Source organism: Polyangium sp. 6x1, assembly GCF_029946515.1.
In the GTDB taxonomy this organism is placed as follows: Bacteria; Myxococcota_A; Polyangia; order Polyangiales; family Polyangiaceae; genus Polyangium.
The window spans coordinates 78,790-104,590 of sequence record NZ_JARZHH010000012.1; the positions used below are offsets into that span (position 1 = coordinate 78,790).

A 25,801-nucleotide genomic window follows, 5' to 3' on the forward strand; every position below is an offset into this window, starting at 1 on the left:
GAAGGTCTGCCGGCCGCCAAGCGCGCGATATCGATCCGGTTCTTCCGGGAACCAGCTCGAAGAGAGGTCGCGTACATCGGGTTTGGGAGGACGAACCCGTACAGCACACGCGAATGTGCGCCGGTCGGCAGGACGAACGTTCAGGTGGCGGGGCGGGTGCGTCCGAGGACGCGGGCGAAGCGCGCGAGGGCCTCGTCGACGTCGTCCGCGGTGGTCTCCTCGCCGAGCGAGACCCGCACCGCCGCGAGCGCGCGCGCCTCGCCCACCATCGCCGCGAGCACCGGCGAAGGCTCGGCCGTGCCCGCGCTGCAAGCCGACCCGCTGGAGACGGCCACCCGCTCGAGGTCGAGCGCCGCGCAGAGCTCCTCGCCCCGCCAGTTCGGAAACGAGAGGTTCGTCACGTGGGGCGCGCGCTCGGCCACGCCGTTGGGCAGAGGCTCGGCCCCCGCCTCGTGGCCCAGCCGGACGAGCTCGGCCTGGAGACGATCCCGGAGCGGCGCGAGCTCGGCGTACCGGGAAGGCGTGCGTCGCGCCCGCTCGGCCGCCACGGCGAACCCCGCGGCCGCGACTGGATCCTGCGTGCCCGGCCTGAGCCCGCGTTCCTGAGAGCCGCCGTACAGAAGTCGGGAGAGGCGCACCGACGGCGCCGTGAGCAGCGCGCCGATGCCCTTCGGTCCCCGGATCTTGTGCGAGGCCACGCTGACGAGGTCCGCGCCCTCGAAGGTCGAGCGCGGCAGCTTGCCCACGGCCTGCACCGCGTCGACGTGAAGGAGCGCCCCGCGCGATCGACAGAGCGCCGCGACGGCCGCGACGGGCTGGATCACGCCGGTCTCGTGGTTGACGGCCTGGAGCGCGACGAGCCGCACGGAGGCCCCGGCCTGCGCAGCGCGATCCATCGCCTCGGCGACGGCCTCGGGCGCGATCCGCCCCGAGGGCTCGGGATCCACCCACGCGACGAGGACCCCACGCGCGGCGAGGTGCTCGGCGAACCGAACGACGCTCGGATGCTCGATGCGGCCCACGACGAGCGCCGGCGGAGGCGATCCGCCGCCCGCCCCGACGAACGCATGGTGCAGCGCGAGGTTGTTCGCCTCGGTGCCGCCCGACGTGAGCACGGCGTCACGCGGGTCGAGCCCCACGAGCGCGGCGACCGCCTCGCGCGCGTCCTCGACGCGCGACCGTGCCCGCCGGCCCGGCCCGTGCACGCTCGCCGGGTTGCCCCACGCCGAGGTCGCCGCCTCGACCATCGCGGCAACGACGTCCGGATGCGGCGGCGTCGTCGCGTTCCAGTCGAGGTAGACGACCCTCACCGATCCTTCTCCGCATCCGGCGACGGCAGCTCGCCCGGCGCGCGTTGCGCGACCGTCAGGGAAAACGCCGCGCCACCGAGGCGAACGCCCTCGATGATCTCGTTGCACGGCGAAGCGAGCTTGAGCTCGCCGCCGAGGCCGCGGGCCGTACGCCGCGCGATCGCGAGCCCCACGCCCACGCCCCCGTGCTCGCGCGTGACCGATCCGTCGACCTGGTAGAACGGATCGAAGATGCGCTGCTGCTGATCGGGCGGGATGCCCGGCCCGGTGTCTGCCACGCAAAGCTCGTAGTGCCCCGACGCGAGGCGCGCCACGCGCACGCCCACGGTGCCGCCGGACGGCGTGAACTTCGCGGCGTTCTCCAGGAGATGCACCATCGCGCGCTGAAGCCTCCCCGCGTCGCCCCAGCCGGGGAGCGGGCCGCGCGGAAGATCTTCCACGAGGTGGATCCGTGTATCCGCGAGGTTGTCCGCGACCTGCGCGACGGCGCGCCGCGTCGTGTCGAGGAAGTCGTAGTCGACGTGGATGAAGCGCATGCGCCCCGTCTCGAGCCCCGTCACGTCGAGCAGGTTGTCCATGAGCGATCGCAGCCGCCGGACGCAGTCGTCCATCGCCCGCAGCGCCTTGCCCTGCGCCCGCGTCAGCGGCCCGAGCTCCTCGTCGAGCAGGAGTTTTACGTAACCGACGATCGGGGTCATCGGCGTGGCAAGCTCGTGCGAGATGTTCCGGTAGAACTCGGTGCGGGCGGCGTCGGCCTCACGTAGGCGCGCGTTCGCCCGGCTGAGCTCGGCGACCTTCTCTTCGAGGTGCTGCACGATCCGCTGGCTCTGCTGGCGCAGGCGAACGGCGCCGGCCGAGACGGGCATGTTCTCGCGCGTGCCTTGCTGGATGTAGCGCTCGATCACGCTCGGAAACGAGCGGGCGTCGATGGGCTTCTGCAGGAAGCCGTCGCAGCCGACGGCGAGGCTCGTCTCGCGGTCGCCCTCGGCCGTGATGGCCACGATGGGCACGCCCGCGAGCCGAGGCTCGCCGCGCAGCCGCAAGGTCACCTCGAACCCGTCGAGGCCCGGGATGTTGAGGTCGACCAGGATGAGGTCGGGCGGCATGCCGCTGACCGCCAGCCGGACGCCCTCGAGCCCGTCGGCAGCGTCGATCACCTCGTGGCCTGCCTTCTGAAGAAGCTTGCGCACGAGCAGGCGGTTCGCGGGATCGTCCTCGATGTGCAGGATTCGGGGCATTCTCTGGGTCATCGTACCAAGGCCTCGGCGACCTTTCGCAGCAAACGCGCAGGTTGACGGCCGGCCGGACGTCGGCAATACGTGCCGGCCATGCGCCTGCGTCTCCTCCCGAACATCGTGCTCCTCTTCGTGGCCACCGCTTGCTGCAACGCCAGCTCCGATCCGAGCCAGAACGCAGCACCGATCGGCAGCGCCGCCGCCCCCTCGCCCTCGGCCGTAACATCCCTCGGGCCCCTCGCGGCCCTCGCGCCCTCCGCCGCCGAGGCGCCCGCGCCAGCGCCCACGGCGGAACGGCAGATCGCAGGGGCCGCGCACATCCTCGTCGCCTGGAAGGGCGCCGAGCGCGCGCCGAAGACGGTGACGCGCACGAAGGACGACGCGAAAAAGCGCGCCCAGGAAGTGCACAAGCTCGTGAAGGACGGCAAGCAGACGTTCGAGGAGCTCGTCACGAAGTACACCGACGACGAGATCTCGAAGGCCGCGAACGGCGCCATCGGCAACTTCGAACGCAACGCGATGCCGCCCGCGTTCGCAGACGCGACCTTCGCCATGGAGGTCGGCGCGATCTCGGACGTCGTCGAGACGGCCCAGGGCTACCACATCATCAAGCGGACCAGGTGACCCATGTCTGAAGGGGAGGCGACGCAAGACCCGATCGCGGAGGACGTCGCGAAGGGCGCCGAGGCCAACGAGGCAAGCGCGCCCGAAGGCGAAGCCAAGGGCACAGCCACGAAGGCGAAGCGCAAAGCGAAGGCGACATCGAAGGGCGACGCCAAGGCGTGGAGCCCCGTGGGCGCGCTTCCGGCGCGGCAGGCGTACGCGCTCGCGATGCTGAGCGGCGTGCTCTACTTCCTCGGCTTTCCGGGCATGGACATCTGGCCGATCTCGCTCGTCGCGCTCGTGCCGCTGATCGTGGCGCTGCGCGGCCAGCCCGTGCGGCGCGCCGCAGGCCTCGGGTGGATGGCCGGCTTCACGATGACGATGACCGGCTTCTACTGGCTCATGGAGATGCTGAAGGTCTTCAGCGGTTTCCCGGTGCCGCTGTGCATGCTCTTCATGGCGATCCTCTGCGCCTACCAGGGCGGTCGCATCGCGCTCGCCGGCTGGCTCTACGGCCGCGCCGAGGCGCGCGGATGGCCGGCGCCGCTCGTCTTCGCGCTCGCCTTCGCCGCGAGCGAGCTCGTCTTCCCGCTGCTCTTCCCCTGGTACTTCGGCGCGTCGGTGCACAACGCGCCCCTGCTCCTGCAGATCGCCGATCTCGGCGGACCGATCCTCGTCGGCCTCGTGCTCGTCTGCGCGAACCTCGGCCTCGCCGAGATCATCCTCGCCTGGCGCAGGAAGGAGAAGGCGGATAGCCGCGTCGTCGCGATCGGCATCGCCGTCCCGCTGCTCGCGGCCGGCTACGGAGTCCAACGGGTCCGTACGATCGGCCAGACGATGGCCGAGGCGAAGAAGGTGCGCATCGGGATCGTGCAGGGGAACATGGGCCTCTTCGATCGGAAGAACGCCTACCAGGTCTACGTGAACCGCACGAAGGACCTCGCGAAGTCGAAGGAAGTCGACCTCGTGGTGTGGAGCGAAGGCGCCGTCCCCGCCCCGCGCGCAGTCACCGAAGCGAGCTACAAGGACGACGTCCAGAAGAGCCTCACGAAGCAGCTCGGCATCCCGACGATCGTGGGCTCGGTGCTGCGCACGCCGCCAAGCACGCCGGGCGGCCGGATGACGTACTTCAACACAGCGCTCATGGCCGGCGACGAAGGCAAGATCCTCGGCCGCTACGACAAGCAGTACCTGCTCGCCTTCGGCGAGTACCTGCCCTTCGGCGACCTGTTCCCTGTGCTCTACAAGTGGTCGCCAAACTCGGGCCACTTCACCCCGGGCACGTCCCTCGACGCACTCCCCTGGGGCGAGCACAAGATCGGCGCACTCATCTGCTACGAGGACATCCTGCCCTCCTTCGTGCAGAAACTCGTGAAGCACGGCGATCCCGATCTGCTCGTCAACCTCACGAACGACGCATGGTTCGGCGACTCGACCGAGCCCTGGATCCACCTCGCCCTCGCAAAGCTACGCGCCGTCGAGCACCGTCGCTTCCTCGTGCGCGCAACGAACAGCGGCGTGAGCGCCATCGTCGACGCAACCGGCCGCGTCGTCGCCCACGGAGGCACCTTCCGCGAGGAGACGATCATCGGCGAAGGCCGCTTCATGCGAGCATGGACGCTCTACGGCGCGATCGGCGACGTGCCGTGGTACCTCGCAACCGCAGCGATCGCAGCGATGGGCATCTGGAGCCGGCCAAAGCGGGCCGTGCCTTCAGGGAAGAACGTCGCCGCGTAGGGCTGCGTTTCGCTGGGGCTTTGCCCCAGGCCCCACCAGGAGCTGTCCGCTCCTGGACCTGGACCAGCGCAAGCGCTGGACTCGTGGTCGATGAACTGCGCTCCGCGCAGTTCATCGAACGGGCCGATTCAAGACCACGAGCGACCCTGCCAACCGAGACAGCCGCGCTGATGCTTCAACTGCCGACGCGGTACAGCGACGGCCTGTGGGAAGAACTGCGCATCGCGCAGTTCTTCCCCCTGAGGTCCAGGGCTTGCCCTGCAGAGAGGGGGCGGACAGCTTGAAAAACTTTCCCCGCATCGACTGCGCTTCGCGCAGTCGATGCCCAGAGGTCCAGGGCTTGCCCTGGTTCGGGTCGAGGGGCGAACAGCCCCCGCGGGGCCCGGGGCAGCGCCCCGGCGCGACGCCTCATGCCTTTGGCTTGCGCTGCGGCCTCCCGGGCGCGGGCTCGGGGGGCGGCGTGGCTGGGCTGCTTCGGTAGGGCAGCGTCGTTCGCAGCACCTCGCGCGGGATGTGCGGCTCGGGCACGTGGGGCCCTGACCTCGCCATTTCCTTCTCGATCGCCTGGATGGTCTCGGAGCCGAGCCTTCGCGCGGGTTCGACGGCGATTTCTGGTGAGGTGTCTCGGCCTCGCCGCGACCTCTTGTGCGATGTGGATGGCGTCAGCTCGCCGGCGTGCGCGACCTTCTCGGCTGCGCGGTTGATCATTGGCTCGATGGCGCGGAGGCCGATCCGTAGTGCGTTCGTGACGCGCCGTGCGTCTGTGCCGCCTCGCACCACCAGACAGAGCACGGCGCGGTTTGCTGCGACGCCGACGTGACAGTCGAGGGAGAGCGTCCCGGCTCGCGGCACGAGCTCGCCGTGGGCGAGCCGGACCAGGACCACTCGATCGGTCCCTGCGACGACGTCTGCGGCTGCTGTGAGCGTCTTGCGCGCCCCTTCGGGGACCTCGCGTGGCCCTCCCTTCGTGACGAGCTCGCCACGACGGGAGAGCACGAACGCATAGATCGCGTCCGCGTCGACCCGGACACGCTCCACGACGTCATCGAGTTGAGACATGGCCCCTGAGTCTATCAGGGGCTGGCGCTGCCGCGGCGGACAACCTCAGTACGACTTTGCGAACACCACCCGCTGCCGGCTCGGCTTGCCCGAGACGATGCATCGGCCCTCTTCCTGCAGGTCCTTCGCGTCGGCGACGCCGTCGATGCCCGAGAGCGGGATGCAGCGGATCGTCACCTTGAACTTGTCCTTCAGGTGCGCCTCGACCTCGGGCTCGCCCGACCAGTGCGCGAGTGCGAATCCGCCGTGGATCTCGGGCTTCTCCTCGTTCTTCGCGGTGAAGAACTTTTCGAAGTCCTTCATGTCGTCGATGCGCTTCGTGTTCGCGGCGCGGTGCTGCTTGGCCTTCGCGAGCAGGCCGCCCTGGATGTCGGCGAGGATCTCGGGGATCTTCGTGACGAGCTCGGCGCGCCCGAGCGTCGCCTTGTCCTTCGTCCCGCGATCGCGGCGTGCCACCATCACCACGTTGCCGTCGACGTCGCGCGGACCGATCTCGATGCGGATCGGCGCGCCCTTCTTGATCCACTCCCACTGCTTGTCGCCGCCGCGGATGTCGCGCTTGTCGACCTCCACCTCGATCGGCCGGCCTGCGTAGCTCGTCGCGCGCAGCTCTGCTGCGACTGCGTCGACGTACTCCATCACCTTTGCCTTCGTGTCGTCGCCGCGCAGCACGGGCAGGATCACCACGTGCGCGGGCGCGAGCCGCGGCGGCAGGATGAGCCCGTCGTCATCCGCGTGCGTCATCAGCAGACCACCGATGAGCCGCGTCGACACGCCCCACGACGTCGTCCACGCGTACTCCTCCGTCTCCTTCGCCGTCTGGAACTTGATGCCGCTCGCCTTGGCGAAGTTTTGCCCGAGGAAGTGCGACGTCCCGGCTTGCAGCGCCTTGCGGTCCTGCATCATCGCCTCGATCGCGAACGTGTCGACTGCGCCGGGGAACCGCTCGCTCGCCGTCTTCGGCCCCTTGATCACGGGCATCGCCATGAACTCCTCGGCGAACGTCGTGTACACGTCGAGCATCTGCATCGTCTCGGCGCGCGCCTCCTCCTCGGTCGCGTGCGCCGTGTGCCCCTCTTGCCAGAGGAACTCCGTCGTCCGCAGGAAGAGCCTCGTCCGGAGCTCCCAGCGCACCACGTTCGCCCACTGGTTGATGAGCAGCGGCAGATCCCGGTAGCTCTGCACCCAGCTCGCGAATGCGGCTCCGATGATCGTCTCCGACGTCGGCCGCACGATGAGCGGCTCTTCGAGCTTCGCCTCGGGGTCCGGCACGAGCCCGCCCTCGGGCCCGGCGACGAGGCGGTGGTGCGTCACGATCGCGCACTCCTTCGCGAACCCTTCGACGTGCTCGGCCTCTTTTTCGAGGAACGACTTCGGGATGAAGAGCGGGAAGTACGCGTTCTTGTGGCCCGTGGCCTTGAACATCCGGTCGAGCTCGCGCTGGATGTTCTCCCAGAGCGCGTAGCCCCACGGCTTGATCACCATGCAGCCGCGCACGGGCGAGCTCTCGGCGAGATCGGCGGCGCGCACGACCTGCTGGTACCACTCGGCGTAGTCCTCGGCGCGGGTCGGGCTGATGGCAGTCTTGGGGGCGTCGTTCTTGGCCACGGTCTTTCCTCCGCGGCCGCCTCTATCACTTTTCCGGCGAGAGGGCGAACAAGCGAACGCGGGCCGCCCCCGATCTCCTGCGATCCCCCTCCGCGAAAAACAGGAACCGTGATAACCGTGGCGCGCCTTGGCCCACGACAAGCCCGAAGCGAGCGCGCCCGACGCGCGCGGATTAGATGGCCATCTCCAGCGCGGTCCCCTCATCGCCATCGGCGGCGCGGAGGACAAAGTCGGCGCGCGGAACGTCCTGCGTGAAGTCGTCCGTCACGCGGGTGGCCCGAAACAAGCCCGGATCGCCGTCTTTCCCACGGCCTCCAGCATCCCCACCGAGCTCGCGGGGACGTACGAGGCGATCTTCCGCGAGCTCGGCGCCGACGTGCACGTCGTCCGGATCGAGACGCGCGCCGACGGCGAGGATCCGCGCACGCTCGCCCTCATCCGGGAGATGACCGGCATCTTCTTCACGGGCGGCGATCAGGGCCGCATCGTGACGATGCTCGGCGGCACCGAGCTCGCGCGCACCATCCGCCGCGCGCACCGGAGCGGCTGCGTCGTCGCGGGCACGTCTGCGGGCGCGAGCGTCCTCTGCGACCACATGATCGCGCAGGGCCGGAAGGGGTATGCGCCGCGCCGCGAGCTCGTCATGCTCGCGCCGGGCCTCGGCCTCACGCGCAAGCTCGTCATCGACCAGCACTTCGCGCAGCGCCACCGCATCGGCCGGCTCTTCTCTGCGGTCGCGATGAACCCGTTTTTGATCGGCGTCGGCATCGACGAGGACACGGCGATCGTCCTGCGCTCCGACAAGAAGATGGACGTCATTGGCCGCGGCACGGTCACGGTCATCGACGGCTCGAAGATCCAGCACACCGACATCCACGAGGTCCCGCGCAACTCGTCCGCGGCGCTCCTCGGTTTGTCTGTCCACGTCCTCACGCAGGGCTGCGGCTACGACATCGACGGCCGCCAGCCCTCGTGGCCATCTCGCAGCAAAGAGGCAACGTGAAACTGCTCGAAACGCGCGTCTACCGCGGCCCCAACCTCTACGGCTACCGCCCCGTCATTCGCCTGACCCTCGACCTCGAGGAGCTCGAGCAGTACCCGAGCAACAAGATCCCTGGCTTCGTCGATCGGCTGCTCACGGACGTGCCCACGCTCCACGAGCACGGCTGCTCGTACGGCGAGCCCGGAGGCTTCATCCGCAGGCTCCACGACGGCACGTGGTTCGGCCACATCACCGAGCACATCGCGCTCGAGCTCCAGTGCCTCGCCGGCACGCCCGTCACGTACGGCAAGACGCGCACGGCGCACCGCGAGGGCGTCTACCACGTCGTCTACAGCTTCGAAGAAGAGTCGGTCGGCCGAAAGGCGGGCGAGCTCGCGCTGCGTTACTTGCAGGGCCTCCTGCCGGATCACTTCCCCGATCGTCTGCCTCCCCTCGCCGACCTCAACGCCGAGATCGAGGACCTCGCGCGGCTCGCGGAGCGCATGGCGCTCGGCCCCTCGACGCGCAGCCTCGTCGACGAGGCCAAGCGCCGTGGCATCCCGACGATGCGCCTCAACAAGCACAGCCTCGTGCAGTTCGGCTGGGGCACGCACCAGAAGCGCATCCAGGCCACGGTCACGAGCGAGACGCGACACATCGCCGTCGAGATCGCGCAGGACAAGGAGCTCACGAACTCGCTGCTCGAACGCGCGGGCCTGCCCGTGCCGCAGCAGGAGCGCGTCTACTCCGCGGACGAGGCCGTCGAGGCCGCCGAGCGCATCGGCTACCCCGTCGTCGTCAAGCCCATGGATCTCTCGCACGGCCGCGGCGTCGCGCTGAACCTCACGACGCCCGAGGCCGTGCGCGACGCGTACACGAAGGCGTACGACCTCTCGAGCTACGTCCTCGTCGAGACCTACCAGCCCGGCAAGGATCACCGCGTGCTCGTGGTGAACGGCGAGGTCGTCGCCGTCTCCGAGCGCGTGCCGGGCCATGTCGTCGGCGACGGCAAGAGCACGATCAAGGAGCTCGTCGACGTCGTGAACAGCGACCCGCGACGCGGCGTCGGCCACGAAAAGGTCCTCACGCGGATCGAGATCGACGATCAGGCAAACCGCCTCATGGGCCAGGCCGGCGTCACGCAGGAGACCGTGCTCCCCGCGGGCCAGGTCTTCGCGCTCCGCTCGACGGGCAACCTCTCCACGGGCGGCACCGCGATCGATCGCACCGACGTGATCCACCCGGACAACATCGACGTCAGCGTGCGCGCCGCGAAGGTCGTCGGCCTCGACGTCACGGGCATCGACCTCATCTGCCCCGACATCTCGAAGAGCGTGCGCGAGCACGGCGGCGTCATCGTCGAGGTCAACGCCGCGCCTGGCTTCCGCATGCACGTCTCGCCGACCGTGGGCACGCCGCGCAACGTCGCGTCGCCCGTGCTCGACATGCTCTTCCCGAACGGCGCGCCGGCGCGCATCCCGCTCGCGGCGATCACCGGCACGAACGGCAAGACCACGACGAGCCGCATGGTCGCGCACATCCTCAAGATGAGCGGCAAGCGCACGGGCCTCACCACGACGGACGGCATCTACATCGACGGCGAGCGCATCCTGAAGGGCGACATGACGGGCCCGTGGAGCGCGCGCGTCGTGCTCACGGATCCGACCGTCGAGGCCGCGGTGCTGGAGACGGCGCGCGGCGGCATCCTTCGCGAGGGGCTCGGCTGGGATCGGTGCGACGTCGGCGCGGTGCTCAACGTCTCGGCCGATCACCTCGGCCTCGCGGGCGTCGAGACCGTCGAGGATCTCGCGTTCGTGAAGCGGCTCGTCGTGGAGGTCGTGCGCGACTCGGGCACGAGCGTGCTCAACGCCGACGACGAGCTCGTGCGCGAGATGGCGGACAAGGCGGGCGGCCGCATCATGTGGTTCTCGCGCTCGCCTTCGAACGAGACCGTGCGCAAGCACGTGCGCGCGGGTGGCCGCGCGGTCGTGCTCGAGCAGGGCGTCAACGGCGACATGATCACGATCTACGACGGCGATCGGCACGTCCCGGTCACGTGGACGCACCTCGTCCCGGCGACGTTCGAGGGCAAGGCGAAGTTCAACGTCGAGAACGCGCTCGCGGCTGCGGCGATCGCCTTCTCGATGGGCATCTCGCTCGAGCACATCCGCCAGGGCCTTCGCACGTTCACGACCTCGTTCTTCCAGGCGCCTGGCCGCTGCAACGTCTTCGACGAGCACCCGTTCCGCGTGATCGTCGACTACGGGCACAACGCGGCGGCGATGTCGAAGATGGCCGAGCTCGTCCTCGGCCTGCGCCGTGAGCGCTCGATCGGCGTGCTCATGGCAGCGGGTGATCGGCGCGACGACGACATCCGCGCGATCGGCCGCGAGGCGGCGCGTGCGTTCGACGTGGTCATCGCGAAGGAGGACGCGTCGCGCAGGGGTCGCAAGCCTGGCGAGATCGCGTCGCTGCTCGCGGAGGGCGCGCGGGAGGCGGGCAAGAGCGAGGAGCAGATCCTGAAGAAGCTCGACGAGAAGGAGGCCGTGGACACGGCGCTCTCGATGGCGCGGCCCGGCGATCTCGTGGTCGTGTTCGCGGATGACGTCACGTCCTGCTGGAAGCAGGTCATCTACTGGGGCAAGGAGCGCACGTCGCACCTGCCCTCCCTGCCGCACGAGGGCTGAACATGAAATACGCCATTCTGACGCACGGGGGCGCGGCCTCGCCGCATGCACACTCGGACGGCTGCGTGAAGGCGGCGGAGTCGGCGCGCTCGGTGCTGGAGCGCGGCGGGGACGCGCTCGAAGCGGCGCTCGCGGCGACGGTGATCCTGGAGGACGATCCGCGCTTCAATGCGGGGACGGGCTCGAACCTTCGTTTCGACGGAAGGACCATCGAAATGGACGCGTCCGTGATGACGAGCGACGCGAGGTTTGGCGCGGTCTCTTGCATCCAGCGCGTGAAGAATCCCATTCTGGTGGCGGCGAAGGTCATGGAAACGCCCCATTTGCTGCTCGTGGGAGATGGGGCCACGCAGTTCGCCCGCGCGCATCGGTTCCCCGATTACGATCCGCTCACGGAGAAGGCGCAGGGCAAGCATGCGCGGGCGATGGCGGAGCTCCGGGGCCAGGGCGACGGCGATTACGCGGCGGACGCGGCGCCGTGGCTCACGATCGACTGGAAATCGCTGTGGAATTTCGGCGAGGCGCCCTTCCAGGACACCGTGGGCGCGGTCGTGCGGGACAGCCAGGGCCGATTTGCGGCGACCGCGTCGACGGGCGGGACGGTGTACATGCTGAAGGGCCGCGTGGGCGACTCGCCGCTCATGGGCTGCGGCGTGTATGCGGGCCCGGCGGGCGCGGTGGCGGCGACGGGCGTGGGCGAGGAGATCGTGCGGCGGTTCCTGTCGAAGACGGTCTACGATTGGCTGGAGGAAGGTATCCCGGCGGCGCGGGCGGCGCAGCGGGGCATTGCGAAGTTCCCCGAGATCGTGGACGTGGGCCTGCTCGTGGCGTCGCGCGACGGGCAAGCCATTGCGTCGAACCGGAACATGGCGAGCGCGCTGCTCGTGGGATAGTCTGATGCGCAATCAGCCGCCGTTCTCCTGTCCGCAATGTGGCGATACGGGCCTCGGCGGGGACAAATGCCTCCGCTGCAAGATCGAGCTCGTGGACAAGGCCGGCGTCCCGGCCCTCTCCCCGCCCGCGGTGTTCCTGGGGCACCCGACGTTCATGGGCTTCATCGACCCGTGGGCGCGGTGGGTCGCGACCATCGCGTTCGTGCTGACGCTCATCACGTCGTTCCAATACTCGCCCGGCATCGTCGAGCTCTTCGTGCTCGTGCTCGGCGTGCAGGCCGTGCTCTGGGGCGGGATTTACCAGGTCTATCGATTCTTCATCGGCGGCCGCATCAAGCGCCTTCGCGAGCGCCTCCGCGCCTTGCAAGCGCGCATCGCGTCGGCGCCCGCCGTGACCCCGATCGGGGCGGCGAGCGGGGTTTGCCGGGTGCGCGGCCGGGTGCGCGTGCTCACGCCGGTGAAGGGCCCGCTCGGCCAACCGGTGGCGGCGTTCCTGGAGCGCCGCAAGCGGCAGACGGTTGGGCTCGTCTCGGCAAAGCGCGGGACGCAGGTCGAAGCAGTGACGGCCGTGACCGTGGAGGAAATGAGCGCGGCGGGCGTGTTCCTGGTGGAGGACGAGTCCGGCGCGGCGCTCGTGGACGACGATGCATTCGTGGTCGCGCAGCTCGGCGGCGCGAGCAAGGACTGGAACGAGCCGTTGTCCATCGTGGTGAACGAAGGCGACGAGATCGAGGTCTTCGGGCCGGCCGAGCGGAAGTCGGGGGCGGTGATGCTGTCGGAGCACGCGAAGCAGGGCGGGTATCGCGACGCGGGGAGCGTGCTCGTGTTCGATGGGAAGCCAGCGGAGCGGGTGATGATCCTGGCGAAGAGTGCGGCGGTGGTTTTGAATGGGTGATTGATCGCTGAACAGGGGCGCGGCGTTCTGGAGAGTCACGCGCGAGACTGCAAGGGATACAGCTTCGTGCGTGCCAGCGGTGACGCGGGTGAGGTCATCGCAGCCGTCCGTGCGATTCGTGCAGGGTGAAGTCGAGGAGCTCCGTGCCGCCCTGATCCAGCACGTGCTGGATCGCGGGCATGCACCGATCCTCGGTGAGGAGCTTACGCGCCGTTTGCGCGTCCTCACGGTCGAGCGCCGAAAGCGTCGTCCAGAGCTTGGTCTCCTTCCAGTCCTGCTTGTGCGTCGGTCGGTCCACCCTCGTCTCCTCGCGCCCGTGTACGTCCCTTAACATGCACGGGACCTGAACAGAAGGAAGCTTGCGAGCACGCCGACACCCTTGCACCGCTCCCAACGCCTCCCGTAACCTCCCACCCCATGGAAAAACTCGCTCGCTCCGCCTCCGGCGCCCGCCACGTTCGCTGGGCCCGAGAGCTCCTCGCGTCCCTCCACGCGCATCACGCGGTCAACGAACGCCTCTCGGAGGATCAGAAGAAGGCCCTCGCGGCTGAAATCGGGCGCCTTGCGCCGCGCGTCCAGTCTCTCGGCGAGAGCGTTGGCCTGTATCGCTCGTTCATCGACCACGCGCACGTCGACATCCGCGCTCGCCAGCGCGTCGCCAATTTCCTTTGCGATGAAGCCCAGCGCGGCGCCGATGGTGCTCTGCGCCCGCACCGCAAGGAGATCGACCACATCCTCCCCGGCGGCTACGCCACGATTCTTTCGAAGGTGAGCCTCTCCCGCGTCCTGCGCGCAGGCAACGAGAAGACCGTCACGTTCGCCGAGCGCGCCGCCGGGGCGATTCGGTCGTTGCCCGCCAAGATCCCGGGAACGGCGCCCCTCGCGGATGCCCTCGACCAGGCCGCAGAGCTCCTGCGCAGCTTCAACAAGCAATCCGACGCGCTCGAGGACCAGCGGCAGCCGCTCCGGTCATCCGTGCAGAAAAACATCTTCGAGATTCGCGAGGAGCTGGATCAAATGGATGGCCGCCTTCGCTCTCACTTCTCCCAGGACTTCATCGATAGCCTGTACCCGGAGCTCACGAAGAAGGGCTCCGCAGTCGCCGACGAGGACGACGAGGACGACGATACCTCCGGCCCCCCCGAGTCCTGACCGACGCCTGGCCTCGCGTACCGCTCGTCAGACCTGACGGGTGCCCTGCGGACTCCCACAATCCCTCCGTCAGCCCTGACGGATGCCCTGTGGCTTCCCGCAACCCGTCCGTCAGACCTGACGGGTGCACCGCGGCTTCCCGCAACCCGTCCGTCAGACCTGACGGGTGCACCGCGGCTTCCCGCAACCCGTCCGTCAGACTTGACGGGTGCCCTGCGGCTTCCCGCGGCCTGTCCGTCAGACCTGACGGGTCCCTTGCGGCTTCCCGCAGCCCGTCCGTCAGCCCTGACGGGCGCCTCGCCGACGCGCACAAGCGCCATGGTCAGCTTTACCGGTCGATACCCTGCTCTCCGCCCGCAACGCGCAGACCGCCCGCGTACAGTTCTCGTGCATGGGCTCCACGGACGACGACGCGAGCGAGAGGCGGAGCATCGGCCCGCACCTCGCCTGGCCCGAGCCGCCCGACGTGCTTCACACCCGCGTCGACGGAGACATCACCCCCGCGCACGTCAGGGAGCTCCTCGACGCGCTCGACACCTTCCCGCGGGCCCTGCGCATCTACATCCTCCGCGACGCCCGGCGGAGCGGGCTCCCCACGCGCGAGGCACGCGAGGCCCTCGTCAAGGACCTCCCCCTCGATCGGATCGCCGCCATCGTCAGCTACGGCGCCTCGTTCCAGGCCCGCACGCTCCTCACGATGCTCGACCACGCCATGCGCGTCCTCCGGCCCCGTAAAACGCGTTTCGTGTTCTTCGAGACCGAAATCGAGGCGCGGACCTTCATCGAGAACGACCGCGCGCGCCGCGCGTGACCCCAGGCCGCCGCCCAAGAGCGTTGCGGATCCACGCGGACTCCGCGATGATGCGTGGCGCCATGCCCGTATCCAACGATTATATCGATTATGTTCTCGAACAGCTCCGCCCATTTGGCCCTGTGACCCCGAAGCGCATGTTCGGCGGGGCCGGCCTCTACCGCGATGGCCTGTGCTTCGCGCTCATCGACAACGATGCCCTCTATTTCAAGGTCGACGAGCAAAACCGAGCCGACTACGTCGGTCGGGGTCGGGGGCCCTTCCGGCCATACCCGGACAAACCGGAGTACGAGATGGGGTATTACGATGTGCCGGGCGACGTGCTCGACGCGCCGGAGGAGCTCGCGCGCTGGGCCGAAAAAGCGCTCGCCGTCGCGGCGGCCAAGAAGAAGGCACCGGCCAAGAAAGCACCGGCCAAAAAGGCGGCGGCAAAGGCAGCCCCGGCGGAGAAGGCACCGGCGAAGAAGGCCAAGGCGCCCGCGAAGAAGACGAAATCGCCGGCCTGAATCTCAGGCCGAGAGCGACGCCGCCGCCGCCACGCCCTCCCCTCGCGCCGACAGCAACATGCCCGCCGCGGGCCGCACCACCTCCTCCATCGCCCGCGCCGCCGCCTCCGAGAGCGCCGCGCCCGCGAGCCGCCCATGCCGCGCGAGCCGCGGATCCCCTGCGCCGCCTGCATCCAGCACCGCGCCGTGCCCGAGGCCTGCGAAGACCTCTTCCACGGCCGCCCGTACCCGCTCGCCGCCCACGCGGATCGCCCACGCCACCGTGCGCCACGCGAGCTCCGCGTGCTGCGCCTCGTCTGCCGCGATGCCGGCGAGCACCTCGGCGACTGCGGGGTCCTCCGCTTTCGCGCATTGCTCCGCGGCGATCACTGCCGCGATCGTCTCGCCGATGCACCCCTCTTTTGCGGTGCGCGCTGCGATCGATGCGAGGTCCGCCACGACCTCCGTCGCGCCTTCGAAGGGGAACGCCCCCGGCCGGACGGGTTCGCCTGCATATGCGCTCGCCAATGCAAAGCAGAGGCGCGCGTGCCGCACCTCGTCGAGCGCCGCTCGGTGCGCCTCTTCGACCAGCTCGGCGGGCGCGCCCGCGGCGAGCAGCTCCAGCGCGAAGCGCCCGAACGAGGCCACGGACGCGTGCTCGAAGAGCGCGTCGCGCGTCCATTCCGCTGCGAGCGCCGCTCGGAGATCGGGCGCGATCGCCGAGACGTCCGGCCCGCCCGAGGCCTTGGCGCCCCACCCGCCGTCTCCGCGCCCGTGGAGCGCAGGCGCCGTGCGGGCCCTTTCGTCGACGAGGTACGGCCGCCCCTCGCAATAGGGGATGAATTCGGTGGCATAGCAGCACTGGCCGTTCTTCAGCGTCCCGTCACTCTTGACCGTGTGCGCCGCAAAGAACTGATCATTGAGCCGGACCGCCGCATCCTGCCGCGACGGGCATACGAGCGGATCGACGCTCCCGCCGCCGCTACCACCTGCGCCCGTGTCCTCCGGCGGCCAGGTGAAGCATCGTTCGGCGGCGATGGGCTCGTCGTCCGTTTCGGGACAACTCGAGCTGAAGAAGCATCCGGAGACGACGGCGCCCGCGGCCGGGAGCGCGAGCAGGACGAAAAGACGTTGGGCGAGCGAGCGACGAAAAACATGCGCAGGATTCATCGAGGCCTCCGTGGGGGGTTTCCCGGTGGTGCGAGGGCCGAAGGCACGTCACGTGCCCTCGGCATTCGACCATGAATTCACGGCGCCGTCGCCTGCGGACCCCTGACAATCACGTCACGGCGTGACTCACGTCCCGCGTCACCCAGAGGCCCGAAGCATCCCCTCGGCCGTGTTCCGCGCCAAACCCAGGTTCTGCTCCCACGCCGCGTCGATATCGTGCTGCCCGATCCTTCCGTATCCCCGCCACGCCGAAGCCTCCGCCTCTGGCGCCTCTTCCCTCGCCGGCCCCTCCGGCGACGCCGCCACGGCCTCGCCCAGCGCCTCCCGCACCGGCCTCCCTCCCTCGGACAGGCACCATTCCACGACCCGCCACCCGAGCTCCGCGTGCCGCGCCTCGTCGCTCGCAATCGCGCCGAGCGCCGCGCCGATGCCCGGCTCCTTCGCTCCCCTCGCCTGCCTCCGCGCGCGCTCGGCCGCGGCGCCCTCGCCGAGGCAGCCGTCTTCCCAGGACTCGATGCAGAGGCGCGAGAGCTCGCGCGTTCGATCGAGCCCCGAGCGGCGCGGCGGCGGGAGCAGGTCCGGCGCGAACGTCATCGACGCGAGATCTCCCGCGATCGACGCGCAAAGCTCCGTGTGCCGCACCTCGTCGGCCGCCGACGCGAGCGCCCGGTCCACGAGGTCCCGCGGGGCGCCCACCGCCGCGAGATCCCGCGCCAGCGCGAGGAACGCCGGAATCGAAGCGCATTCCCCCCGCGCGTCGCCTTGCCAGGCCGAGACGAGGGCGGCCCGCGTCGCCTCGTCGATCTTCCCGCTGCGCGCGCGCCCGCGGCGCGGCGCACCCGCGACGCCCGGCAAAACAAATCGGCCGTTCATGCGCAAGCGCCGCCCGATGTCGCATATGCCGGGCTCGCCGTACATGGGCGGGAAATGGGCGCCCACGGCGACCGTGAACTCCGGCTTTCTCCCGTCGTCGCCCAGCAAGGGAATCGTGCCGCGGAAAAACACGTCGACGATCTGGCCCCCGATGCCGCCGATGCCCGCGTGGATCCCGTGGCCGCCGGGGTGAAACTCGGAGAGCGCCGTGCGATACGTCCAGCCGACCTCTCCGTTCACGCCGAACCCGCCCCGCTCGATCTCGCCTCCGCCGTGAATGCCCGCGGCGAAACGGCCCGCGGCCGAGAAGTTGAGCCAGGAGGCCTGCGCGAAGGCTCCGATGGCGCGGCGTTCGCTGGAGAAGCAGTTCGTCTCCCCTGCGAACAGGAGCGAATACCGGGCGTCCAGGCCGAGGCCGAAGTTGATCTTGTCGCCGAAGCTCAGCGACAAGATGAGCCCCGGCGAGAACCAGTGGATGTCGTCATCGGCCGCGCGCGCCTCGCCAGGCGCCAAGAGAATGGCGGCCGCGCCGAGCGCGCAAAGCGTGGGACCAAGACGAGAAGACAAGGAAACCATGAGCACCTCCGAGGGACCATGGTAACCGAGGCCGCTTACGTTTCCCAGTCGGCCGCGCGCCGCGCGCTTGACGCCGCCGCCCGCGCGCGATTCCATGGGAAGGATCGATGCCGGGGGTGGAATGCCCCTGCGTCGGGAAACCCTTGCTTGGATTGGAATCGACATGCAACGACGAACTCTCACGGGAAAGATCCCTCTCTCGCTTCGTCCCCTCGCCTTCATGCTCGCGCTCGCGCCCATCGGGTGCGGCGGCGGGTATTCGGCCGGAGGTGATTTCCTCGGGGCCACGCCCGGGGGCGCCCAGGACATCGGGCTCGCGCGCGAGATCATCGCATCCGGCGGCGTGCCGACGCTCGACGATTTCACGCCCGAGGGCCTCTACTCCGAGCACGACCTCGCCCTCGCCGCCCCCGCGCCCTGCGCAAAACCGCTCTGCATCGACACGGCCTCCGGCCTCGACACGGGCCTCGACGACGACAAGCGCGACATCTTCGTCCAGCTCGGCATGCAATCGAACATTGCGGAGGATGAATTCGTCCGCAAGCCCTTGAACCTCGGCATCGTGATCGACACGAGCGGCTCGATGGAGGGAAACCTCCCGGACGTGCGGGAGGCGCTGCACACGCTCGTCGATCACCTCCGGCCCGACGATCGCGTGGCCATCGTGGAGTTCGCTTCGAGCGCGAACACGATCCAGGAATCGACGCCCGTCTCCGACAAGGCGTCGCTGCACGAGGCGATCGACGAGATCACGACCGGCGGCACGACCTCGATGGAGGAGGGCATGATGCTCGGGTATGCCGTCATCGACGAGCACGTGCAGAGCAGCACGCTCTCGCGGCTGATGGTGTTCACCGACGCGATGCCGAACGTCGGCGCGACCGACGCTGCGAGCTTCAAGGCGATGGTCACGGCGGCCTCGGCCCTCGACATCGGCTTCACGTTCTTCGGCTTCGGCGGGGACTTCGACGCCTCGTTCGTCGACCAGATCGGCCACCTGCGCGGCGGAAACTATCGATTCGTCGGCGCCGAGGACGTGAAGCCGATCTTCGAGGAGGAGCTCGACTTCCTGGTGACGCCCATTGCGTACGACCTCAAGGTCTCCACGGCGGCCGCCGAGGGGACGGCGGTCTCCACGGTGTACGGCGTGCCGCAGATCGGCGAGCACGGCAGCGGCGAGCTCTTCGACGTGACCACGGTGTTCCTGAGCAAACGCAAAGGTGGAATCGTCCTCCGGCTCGATGGCTCGAACCTCGAGCCGCTCGTCTCCGGCGCGGCGATCGAGGCGGGCTCGGTGACGATCGAATACGAGACGCCCGAGGGCGTCGTCGAAAAGGACACGCTTTCGATGCGCTTGCCCTTCGAGACGCTGCCGGGGCCGACGGACGCGCTCTTGCCGACCCCGCAGATCGCGCGCACGCTCGCCGTGACGAACGAATACCTCGTGATGAAGCGGCTCTGCGGGAATTTTCACGACGGCACCCTCGACCTCGTGGACGGGGCCGCGAGGCTCGAACAGGCCATCGCGCGGCTCACGAGCGCCGACGCGGCCCTGTCGGACGAGAACCTGAAGCGGGAGATCGCCATGCTCCAGAAGCTCGGTCAGAACCTCGGGCTCGCCGTGGAGACGCCATGAAGAGGCATCTTTTGAAGGGGTTCTTCGGCGCGCTCGTGTTCGCGTGTCTGGCGGCGGCAGGCTGCTCGGACGAGGGGCAGAGGTCCTGCCCGAGCGATTTTACGTGCGCGGATCTCGTGACGAACACGTGCGGCGAGAGCGGCGCGTGCGCGAGCGCGCAGAGCTGCGTGGCCGCGAAGAAGCTGGAGCAAGAGGGCGTTCAGTCCTCCTGCGAGGCCGCCTGGTGCGCGCTCGGCGAGTCGTACAAGGAATGCGAGTGAATCACGCCGTCCGCGTGCGGAACGTCGGAATCAAGGCCACCGCCGAGAAGATCGCGAGCCCGAAGAAGACGTAAAACAGTGCGTCCCACCCATAGCACTCGCTCACGCCACGCGTGACGTACTCCTGAAGAATCGCCCCGATCGAGCCGATTCCATTCACGACGCCCGCCGCGGTCGCGGCTGCGTACTTCCCGCCCGCGTCCTGCGCCGCGGCGCCGCTGATGAGCGCGTCGGGCCCGAAGAGCAGCGCGCCGACGAGGGCCATGACCAGGAAATTCGTCACCATCCCGCTGGCACCGATGCGCGCATACAGGAAGATCGCGCCCGCGAGGAGCACGAGCCACGCCGCGGCGAAAATCGAACGCGGGACGTCTCGGTATCGATTCGAGAGAGCGCCTATCCCTATCGCGCCGATCACCCCGCCGAACGCGAACGAGCTCGACATGTACCCCGCGGTCGTCGACGAATAATGGAGCACCGTCTTGAGGTAAAACGCCAGCCAGAACAGGATGCTGTACCGGATGAGCTTCATTCCGAAGTAAGAGGCGCCGTAAAACCACACCGTCGGGCTCCGGAGCACGCGGCTCCGCTCCGCACGCTGGGTCTCTGCCACCGCCGCCATTTCCGCCGCTGTGACCGCTCCCGCGCCCGCGCTCGCGACCCCCACCGCCCCCGGGCCCGGCCTCAGGAACAGGAGCACGAGCACGCCGACGAGCGCGACGACGACGGCCGGGGCCCAGAAGCTCGCGCGCCAGCCGAAGAGGCCCAGCATGAACGTGGCAAACCAGGTCGCGACGATGCCGCCGACCTGATAACACGTCGCCCACACGCCCATGACGCGGCCGCGGTTCTCGGACGTGGTCCACTCGGCCATCGCCTTCACGTTGCCCGGCCAGCCCGACGACTGCGCGAAGCCATTCACCAGCCACGCGGCGAGGAACGCGACGCCCACGCTCGACGCCCCGAACGCGAAGCACGCGCCCGCCGAGACCAGCATCCCCACGCCCACGAGCCAGCGCGCGCCCACGCGATCGCCGAGGGAGCCGTTCACGTACTGCCCGACCGCGTAGGCCGTCAGGTACGCCGTCTCGACGTGGCGCAGGACGTCCTTGCCGAGGCCCTCCATGATCGGCGCCTTCGCGACGCTGAGCCCCATGCGCGCGAGGTAATACGTCGCATACGAGAGCCACGTGAGTCCCCACGCGGTCCACTGTCCGCGACGCGCGGCTGCGTCCTCGACGCGCGGAGCGGAAGGCAGGACTCGCTCGGTCGCGACAGGCGGCGCGTAGGGCTCGACAGGGCCTTGGCTCATCGTTTGCCCAGGGTACGCGCGGCGGCGCCTCGTCCGCTACGGGATCACGACCGGACGATCCGGTTGTTCTCACCATGCTACAGAAATCTCCATGATCACCCCCGACGCGATCGTGATCGGCGCAGGTCCAAACGGGCTCGTCGCCGCCAACTACCTCGCCCAGGCCGGGTGGTCCGTGCTCGTGCTGGAAGCCCAAAACCGGCCCGGCGGCGCCGTCTGGACCGCAGAGAGCACGCTCCCCGGCTTCCACCACGACCTCGGCGCCGCCTTCTTCCCCTTCGGCCCCACGAGCCCCGCCCTGCTGCCGCTCGACCTCGACGAAGCCGGCCTCGTCTGGCGCCACGCGCCCCTCGACAGCGCCCACCCCGCCAAGGACGGCACATGCGCGGCGATCGGGCGCGACCTCGAAGCAAGCAAGCAAAGCCTCGGCGAGGACGGACCCGCATGGGAACACCTCGCGCGCTGGCACGCGCGGACGCGGGACGAGCTGCTCTCTGCGCTGCTCTCCACGCTGCCAGCCGTCGGGCCCATGCTCCGCTTCGGCCCGACGAACCTGCTGCGGCTCGCAGCCGTGGCAGCATCGAGCGGCCGCGGCTACGCAGAGCGGACGTTCCGGACCGAACCCGCGCGCCGCATCATCCCCGCGCTCGCGCTGCATACCGACGTCGGCCCGGACGATCCCTGCGGCGCCATCGTGGGCTTCATGCTGGCGATGCTCGCGTCGAGCGGCGGATTCGCGATCCCCGAAGGCGGCGCAGCCTCGATCACGCGAGCCTTGCTGAAGCGACTCGCCGACCTCGGCGGCGTGGTGCGAACGAGCACGCGCGTGAAGCGCATCGTGGTGCGCGAAGGCCGCGCCGCAGCCGTCGTGACCGAACAAGGCGAGGAGATCGAAGCCGATCGCGCGATCATCGCCGACACCTCGGCACCCGCACTCTATCTGCGCCTGCTCGCTCCCGACCTCGTGCCCACGCCCCTCGCAGAGTCGATGCGTCGCTTCAAGCACGGCTTCGGCACATTCAAGATGGACTGGGCGCTCTCGGGCCCGGTGCCATGGTCGAGCGAGGACGCAGCACGCTCCGCCGTCGTGCACACAGGCGACAGCCTCGACGATCTCGCGCGCTTCACAGCCGAAGTGCGCCGCGGCGATCTGCCCCAGGATCCATACCTCGTCATCGGTCAGCAAACCCTCGCCGATCCCACACGCGCGCCCGCCGGCAAACACACGCTCTGGGCCTATTCGCGCGTGCCTTCCACGTTGCCGGGCGGCTGGGAGCGCGTGAAGCAATCCTTCGCCGATCGAATCGAGTCGCGCATCGAGGAGCTCGCACCAGGCTTCAAGCAGCGCATCCTCGCGCGCGCGATCGTCACGCCGCCAGACCTCGAAGCGATGGACGAGAACCTCATCGGAGGCGATCTCGGCGGCGGCTCGGCACAGATCCAGCACCAGCTCTTCTTCCGCCCCACGTTCCCGCACTTCCGCTATCGCACGCCGATCCGCGCGCTCTACCTCGGCTCCTCGTACACGCACCCAGGCGCAGGCGTGCACGGCGCCTGCGGCAAAAACGCAGCGGAAGCGGCGCTTCGAGACGAGGGGTGAAACGCAACGGGGAGGCGCTGCGCTGGGGCTTTGCCCCAGGCCCCAGCAGGGGCTGTCCGCCCCTGCACCCGGACCAGCGCAAGCGCTGGACTCGGGGTCGATGAACTGCGCGATGCGCAGTTCATCGAACAGCCAGGTCAAGACCAGCGATGACCTTGCCAGCCAAGACAGCAGCGCTGACGGTTCAACGGGCAACGCAGTACCACCAACGGCCTGTGGGAAGAACTGCGCGTTGCGCAGTTCTTCCCCAAAGGGTCCAGGGCTGGCCCTGCAAAGAGGGGGGGCGGACAGCTTAAAAAACCTTCCCCGCATCGACTGCGCTTCGCGCAGTCGATGCCCAGAGGTCCAGGGCTGGCCCTGGTTCGGGTCGAGGGGCGAACAGCCCCCGCGGGGCCCGGGGCGGCGCCCCGGCGCGGCGCCTCCCAGCTGAGACCCATGCTCACGGGCCAGCGGCGCCACGCTTCCAGTACGCGACGAGCGCTGGCAGCACGGTCGACGACATCTGCGCGAGGTGCGCGATGTGGTCGTCCTCTTTGAAGCCGCGATAGCCTGCGATGTGTAGATCTCCTCGCTGGGCCTTGCTGCGTTGCTCGAGCCAGCGTTCGGTTGACATGACGGTGCGCGCCAGGGGGAAGCTTGGGCGATCGGGCCAGTCGATCGTACGGGATCGTTCGATCCCGAGGGCGCGGAGGATCGCGTTCGAGGTCTCGGTCGTGGTTGCGTAGCGGAACTCGCCGACTTCCGAGTGCGTCATCACGAAGAGCTTCTCGCCGGCGGCGGCTTTCTGCGCGAAATGCACGAACGGCGCGATGCGATCCATGTCGACCTCGCGGCTGCCTTTGTCCACGAAGTTCGAGTGGAGTGCGTCGCAGAGCAGCACGGCTGACACCCGCGAGACGGCTTCGTCGCGCGCGAGGATTCGGCCGATCGCTCCGTATCCCGCGCTCCATGCTGCGAGGGCGAGTCGCCCGAGCCGTGCTCCGCGCAGGCCGCGCGCGGCTGCGGTCTCGACGACCCGCGCCACGTCGAAATCGAGCATCCCGGGCGGCCCATAACGCGTGTCGTATGCGCCCGAGCCCACGCCGACGTTCACCACGAGCACGAGCGCGGACAGACCTGCTGCGGCCACGCTCTCGGCGACGAGCTCGGCGTTGCCGTGGAAATGAATCAGCAGGTCGAACGTGCCGTCGGCGGATGCGAACGACGACGGGACGAAAAGTGCGCCTGCGGAGACGAGCGTATAGCCGTCCCGCGAGAGATCGCGATCGGCGCGCGCTTGGGGCTCCACGCGCGCCTCTGGCGTGGGGTTTGGCGGCTCCGGGGGTCGGGCGGAGGGGAACGCGGGCAGGTGCGCGGCGCCCTTCAGCGCGGGTTCGCTGAAATCACCCACGGCCACGAGCGTCGTCGCTCCGATGGAGAGCGCGCCGAACACGGCGAGCGCCCATCGGGCGACGATCGACTCAGTTTGCTTGCTCGGCCGCCGGAGCTTCACGCAGCGATCGAATGTACTCCGCGGGCGACTTCACGCAGACCAGGATCGCCGTGATGTTGTCGTGCCCGCCCTTCTCGTTGGCGCGGGCGATCAGCTTGTCGATGGCCTGCTGCGGGTGCTTGGTTTCGACCAGGATCTGCCGCAGTTCCTCGTCGGGCACCATCTTCGAAAGGCCGTCGGAGCAGAGCAGGTAGGTATCGTCGGGGCGCGGGCGTCCGATGATGAGATCGATCTCCACGGACGGCTGCGTGCCCACCGCGCGGTTCAGGCGATGTGCAAAAGCGGGGCCGGTGAAGCCGAGCGCGGCCATCGTGTGATCTGTGGTGATCTGCTCGAGCTTCCCCTCGCGCAGCCGATAGCAGCGGCTGTCACCCACGTGCCCAAGATAGAGGCGCTGCTTGTTCAGTGAGAAGCGCGCGGCCACCACCGTCGTGCCCATGCCCTTCAGCATCGGGTCACCGGCGGCCTTCTCGAAGACGGACTTGTTCGCCATCTGGATGCTGCGCGCGAGCTCGCTGCCCCGCCGCGGCACGTTGTCGTAGGCCGGGCCCTCGAACTTCTGCGTCTTGAACGCCTTCTCGATCACCTCGACCGTGAGCGCGCTGGCGATCTCGCCGCCCGCGTACCCGCCCATGCCGTCGGCCACCACGAACAGGCCGTGCTCGTCGACGACGACGTAGCTGTCCTCGTTGTTCTTGCGCTTCTGCCCCTTGTCCGTCTGCCCCGCGGCGCTCACGAGGATGAAGGGCGAAGCGCGCGTCGGCTCGTCCGCGGCCGCGTCGTCGTCCACGACGATGGCCTTCGCCGGCGCATCCGGGTGCTCCTCTTCCTCGCGCTCGTCGTCGTTCGAGATGTCCGAGAGCCGCGGCATTTTCGGGCTCAACGTGATGACGGTCAGCTCGCTGTCGTCCTCGTCCTCGTTCGGCTCCGCGAGCTTCGGCAGGAGTTTGTCCGAGGACGTCCGCTCGGGCGCAGGCCTGCTCGCGCGCTCAGACGCAGGCTTGCTCGTGCGCTCCGGCGCAGGCTTGCTCGCGCGCTCCGGCACAGGCTTGCTCGCACGGGCGCTCGCGGGCACGTCGGGCGCGTCGTCGGCCTTGCCCCCGTCCCCTTTCCCTTCGCCCTTGCCCCCCGAGGGCAAGGCTTTGGGCCGCGTGAGCTGGAAACCTGCGGCTCCGACGAGGACGACACCGAGGGCGAGTGCGATCGCGGTCCAAAGCTGCATGGGCGGAGATCCCCGGGCGGCGCGACGTACTGGACGCCCCCTCGGTTTTTCTACTACGAACCGCCCAGAGGTTGGGTGGAAAAACCAGCCCCCGCGGAGCGAGCGCGCCCCGTGCTGTTGCTCGATGGCGCGCCTCGCTGGGGCGTTGCCCCAGGCCCCACCAGGAGCTGTCCGCTCCTGGACCTGGACCAGCGCAAGCGCTG

The 25,801-nt window shown here is 69.2% G+C and carries 22 protein-coding genes; 12 read left to right on the forward strand and 10 right to left on the reverse strand.

Going from position 1 to position 25,801, the window contains the following annotated elements; all coding sequences use genetic code 11:
• Positions 1-140: 140 nt before the first annotated feature.
• Both QHF85_RS14475 and QHF85_RS14480 read right to left on the reverse strand, forming a co-directional pair.
• Complete coding sequence (locus QHF85_RS14475) at positions 141-1,310, reverse strand: cysteine desulfurase family protein (RefSeq protein WP_281327752.1); 1,170 nt, start codon at positions 1,308-1,310, stop codon at positions 141-143.
• A complete protein-coding gene (locus QHF85_RS14480; RefSeq protein ID WP_281327753.1) occupies positions 1,307-2,548 on the reverse strand; it encodes a hybrid sensor histidine kinase/response regulator in 1,242 nt (413 codons plus the stop codon). Before QHF85_RS14480 ends, QHF85_RS14475 begins: the two co-directional genes overlap by 4 nt.
• 90 nt (positions 2,549-2,638) lie before the next feature.
• On the opposite strand from QHF85_RS14480, the gene QHF85_RS14485 reads away from it, so the two are divergent.
• The gene (locus QHF85_RS14485) at positions 2,639-3,169 is read left to right on the forward strand and encodes a peptidylprolyl isomerase (RefSeq protein ID WP_281327754.1); all 531 of its coding nucleotides are present in this window, start codon (positions 2,639-2,641) and stop codon (positions 3,167-3,169) included.
• Between the two features lie 3 nt (positions 3,170-3,172).
• The gene (gene lnt / locus QHF85_RS14490) at positions 3,173-4,885 is read left to right on the forward strand and encodes an apolipoprotein N-acyltransferase (RefSeq protein ID WP_281327755.1); all 1,713 of its coding nucleotides are present in this window, start codon (positions 3,173-3,175) and stop codon (positions 4,883-4,885) included.
• A gap of 408 nt (positions 4,886-5,293) precedes the next feature.
• Here the strand turns inward: lnt and QHF85_RS14495 are convergent, their stop codons facing one another.
• Both QHF85_RS14495 and proS read right to left on the reverse strand, forming a co-directional pair.
• On the reverse strand, positions 5,294-5,944 hold the full coding sequence (locus tag QHF85_RS14495) for a hypothetical protein (RefSeq protein WP_281327756.1): 651 nt from the start codon (positions 5,942-5,944) through the stop codon (positions 5,294-5,296).
• Positions 5,945-5,989: 45 nt separating this feature from the next.
• Complete coding sequence (gene proS / locus QHF85_RS14500; protein ID WP_281327757.1) at positions 5,990-7,552, reverse strand: proline--tRNA ligase; 1,563 nt, start codon at positions 7,550-7,552, stop codon at positions 5,990-5,992.
• Positions 7,553-7,679: 127 nt separating this feature from the next.
• On the opposite strand from proS, the gene QHF85_RS14505 reads away from it, so the two are divergent.
• From QHF85_RS14505 to QHF85_RS14520, 4 genes are read left to right on the forward strand one after another with little or no spacing between them, the layout of a single operon-like run.
• Entirely contained in the window at positions 7,680-8,555 is an 876-nt protein-coding gene (locus QHF85_RS14505) for a cyanophycinase (RefSeq protein WP_281327758.1), read from the forward strand.
• Positions 8,552-11,221, forward strand: a complete 2,670-nt coding sequence (gene cphA / locus QHF85_RS14510) for a cyanophycin synthetase (protein ID WP_281327759.1) — start codon at positions 8,552-8,554, stop codon at positions 11,219-11,221. The genes QHF85_RS14505 and cphA overlap by 4 nt, the downstream gene beginning before the upstream one ends.
• A gap of 2 nt (positions 11,222-11,223) precedes the next feature.
• Complete coding sequence (locus QHF85_RS14515; RefSeq protein ID WP_281327760.1) at positions 11,224-12,114, forward strand: isoaspartyl peptidase/L-asparaginase; 891 nt, start codon at positions 11,224-11,226, stop codon at positions 12,112-12,114.
• A gap of 4 nt (positions 12,115-12,118) precedes the next feature.
• The gene (locus tag QHF85_RS14520; protein ID WP_281327761.1) at positions 12,119-13,009 is read left to right on the forward strand and encodes a hypothetical protein; all 891 of its coding nucleotides are present in this window, start codon (positions 12,119-12,121) and stop codon (positions 13,007-13,009) included.
• A gap of 94 nt (positions 13,010-13,103) precedes the next feature.
• On the opposite strand, the gene QHF85_RS14525 is transcribed toward QHF85_RS14520, so the two are convergent.
• Complete coding sequence (locus QHF85_RS14525; RefSeq protein WP_281327762.1) at positions 13,104-13,307, reverse strand: hypothetical protein; 204 nt, start codon at positions 13,305-13,307, stop codon at positions 13,104-13,106.
• Between the two features lie 119 nt (positions 13,308-13,426).
• On the opposite strand from QHF85_RS14525, the gene QHF85_RS14530 reads away from it, so the two are divergent.
• From QHF85_RS14530 to QHF85_RS14540, 3 genes are all read left to right on the forward strand, one after another.
• Positions 13,427-14,161 carry a hypothetical protein gene (locus QHF85_RS14530; RefSeq protein ID WP_281327763.1) on the forward strand — a complete coding sequence of 245 codons (735 nt, stop codon included), beginning with the start codon at positions 13,427-13,429 and terminating at the stop codon, positions 14,159-14,161.
• A 391-nt stretch (positions 14,162-14,552) separates the two neighbouring features.
• Positions 14,553-14,972 carry a hypothetical protein gene (locus QHF85_RS14535; protein WP_281327764.1) on the forward strand — a complete coding sequence of 140 codons (420 nt, stop codon included), beginning with the start codon at positions 14,553-14,555 and terminating at the stop codon, positions 14,970-14,972.
• A gap of 62 nt (positions 14,973-15,034) precedes the next feature.
• Entirely contained in the window at positions 15,035-15,478 is a 444-nt protein-coding gene (locus tag QHF85_RS14540) for a TfoX/Sxy family protein (protein ID WP_281327765.1), read from the forward strand.
• Between the two features lie 3 nt (positions 15,479-15,481).
• On the opposite strand, the gene QHF85_RS14545 is transcribed toward QHF85_RS14540, so the two are convergent.
• Together QHF85_RS14545 and QHF85_RS14550 are read right to left on the reverse strand one after the other, a co-directional pair.
• Positions 15,482-16,627, reverse strand: a complete 1,146-nt coding sequence (locus QHF85_RS14545; RefSeq protein WP_281327766.1) for a ferritin-like domain-containing protein — start codon at positions 16,625-16,627, stop codon at positions 15,482-15,484.
• 138 nt (positions 16,628-16,765) lie between these two features.
• Positions 16,766-18,067: a hypothetical protein gene (locus tag QHF85_RS14550; RefSeq protein WP_281327767.1), complete on the reverse strand. Its 1,302-nt coding sequence runs from the start codon at positions 18,065-18,067 to the stop codon at positions 16,766-16,768.
• Positions 18,068-18,239: 172 nt separating this feature from the next.
• Between QHF85_RS14550 and QHF85_RS14555 the strand changes: the two genes are divergently transcribed.
• Both QHF85_RS14555 and QHF85_RS14560 read left to right on the forward strand, forming a co-directional pair.
• Positions 18,240-19,712: a VWA domain-containing protein gene (locus QHF85_RS14555; protein ID WP_281327768.1), complete on the forward strand. Its 1,473-nt coding sequence runs from the start codon at positions 18,240-18,242 to the stop codon at positions 19,710-19,712.
• Positions 19,709-19,972 (forward strand): hypothetical protein, encoded by a 264-nt coding sequence (locus QHF85_RS14560; protein ID WP_281327769.1) that lies wholly within the window; start codon positions 19,709-19,711, stop codon positions 19,970-19,972. Before QHF85_RS14555 ends, QHF85_RS14560 begins: the two co-directional genes overlap by 4 nt.
• A 1-nt stretch (position 19,973) precedes the next feature.
• Here the strand turns inward: QHF85_RS14560 and QHF85_RS14565 are convergent, their stop codons facing one another.
• On the reverse strand, positions 19,974-21,284 hold the full coding sequence (locus QHF85_RS14565; RefSeq protein ID WP_281327770.1) for an MFS transporter: 1,311 nt from the start codon (positions 21,282-21,284) through the stop codon (positions 19,974-19,976).
• A gap of 91 nt (positions 21,285-21,375) precedes the next feature.
• Between QHF85_RS14565 and QHF85_RS14570 the strand changes: the two genes are divergently transcribed.
• On the forward strand, positions 21,376-22,884 hold the full coding sequence (locus tag QHF85_RS14570; protein WP_281327771.1) for an NAD(P)/FAD-dependent oxidoreductase: 1,509 nt from the start codon (positions 21,376-21,378) through the stop codon (positions 22,882-22,884).
• A gap of 439 nt (positions 22,885-23,323) precedes the next feature.
• Here QHF85_RS14570 and QHF85_RS14575 read toward each other — a convergent pair whose 3' ends face one another.
• Entirely contained in the window at positions 23,324-24,376 is a 1,053-nt protein-coding gene (locus QHF85_RS14575; protein ID WP_281327772.1) for a hypothetical protein, read from the reverse strand.
• Positions 24,345-25,598 carry a protein phosphatase 2C domain-containing protein gene (locus QHF85_RS14580; protein ID WP_281327773.1) on the reverse strand — a complete coding sequence of 418 codons (1,254 nt, stop codon included), beginning with the start codon at positions 25,596-25,598 and terminating at the stop codon, positions 24,345-24,347. The genes QHF85_RS14575 and QHF85_RS14580 overlap by 32 nt, the downstream gene beginning before the upstream one ends.
• Positions 25,599-25,801: the final 203 nt, after the last annotated feature.

Bases quoted from the DNA above. Each gene is read 5' to 3' on its own strand.
- QHF85_RS14480 (WP_281327753.1), bottom strand. From the start codon at position 2,548: ATGCCCCGAATCCTGCACATCGAGGACGATCCCGCGAACCGCCTGCTC.
- QHF85_RS14485 (WP_281327754.1), top strand. From the start codon at position 2,639: ATGCGCCTGCGTCTCCTCCCGAACATCGTGCTCCTCTTCGTGGCCACC.
- lnt (WP_281327755.1), top strand. From the start codon at position 3,173: ATGTCTGAAGGGGAGGCGACGCAAGACCCGATCGCGGAGGACGTCGCG.
- QHF85_RS14495 (WP_281327756.1), bottom strand. From the start codon at position 5,944: ATGTCTCAACTCGATGACGTCGTGGAGCGTGTCCGGGTCGACGCGGAC.
- QHF85_RS14515 (WP_281327760.1), top strand. From the start codon at position 11,224: ATGAAATACGCCATTCTGACGCACGGGGGCGCGGCCTCGCCGCATGCA.
- QHF85_RS14520 (WP_281327761.1), top strand. From the start codon at position 12,119: ATGCGCAATCAGCCGCCGTTCTCCTGTCCGCAATGTGGCGATACGGGC.
- QHF85_RS14530 (WP_281327763.1), top strand. From the start codon at position 13,427: ATGGAAAAACTCGCTCGCTCCGCCTCCGGCGCCCGCCACGTTCGCTGG.
- QHF85_RS14535 (WP_281327764.1), top strand. From the start codon at position 14,553: ATGGGCTCCACGGACGACGACGCGAGCGAGAGGCGGAGCATCGGCCCG.
- QHF85_RS14540 (WP_281327765.1), top strand. From the start codon at position 15,035: ATGCCCGTATCCAACGATTATATCGATTATGTTCTCGAACAGCTCCGC.
- QHF85_RS14545 (WP_281327766.1), bottom strand. From the start codon at position 16,627: ATGAATCCTGCGCATGTTTTTCGTCGCTCGCTCGCCCAACGTCTTTTC.
- QHF85_RS14555 (WP_281327768.1), top strand. From the start codon at position 18,240: ATGCAACGACGAACTCTCACGGGAAAGATCCCTCTCTCGCTTCGTCCC.
- QHF85_RS14560 (WP_281327769.1), top strand. From the start codon at position 19,709: ATGAAGAGGCATCTTTTGAAGGGGTTCTTCGGCGCGCTCGTGTTCGCG.
- QHF85_RS14565 (WP_281327770.1), bottom strand. From the start codon at position 21,284: ATGAGCCAAGGCCCTGTCGAGCCCTACGCGCCGCCTGTCGCGACCGAG.
- QHF85_RS14570 (WP_281327771.1), top strand. From the start codon at position 21,376: ATGATCACCCCCGACGCGATCGTGATCGGCGCAGGTCCAAACGGGCTC.
- QHF85_RS14580 (WP_281327773.1), bottom strand. From the start codon at position 25,598: ATGCAGCTTTGGACCGCGATCGCACTCGCCCTCGGTGTCGTCCTCGTC.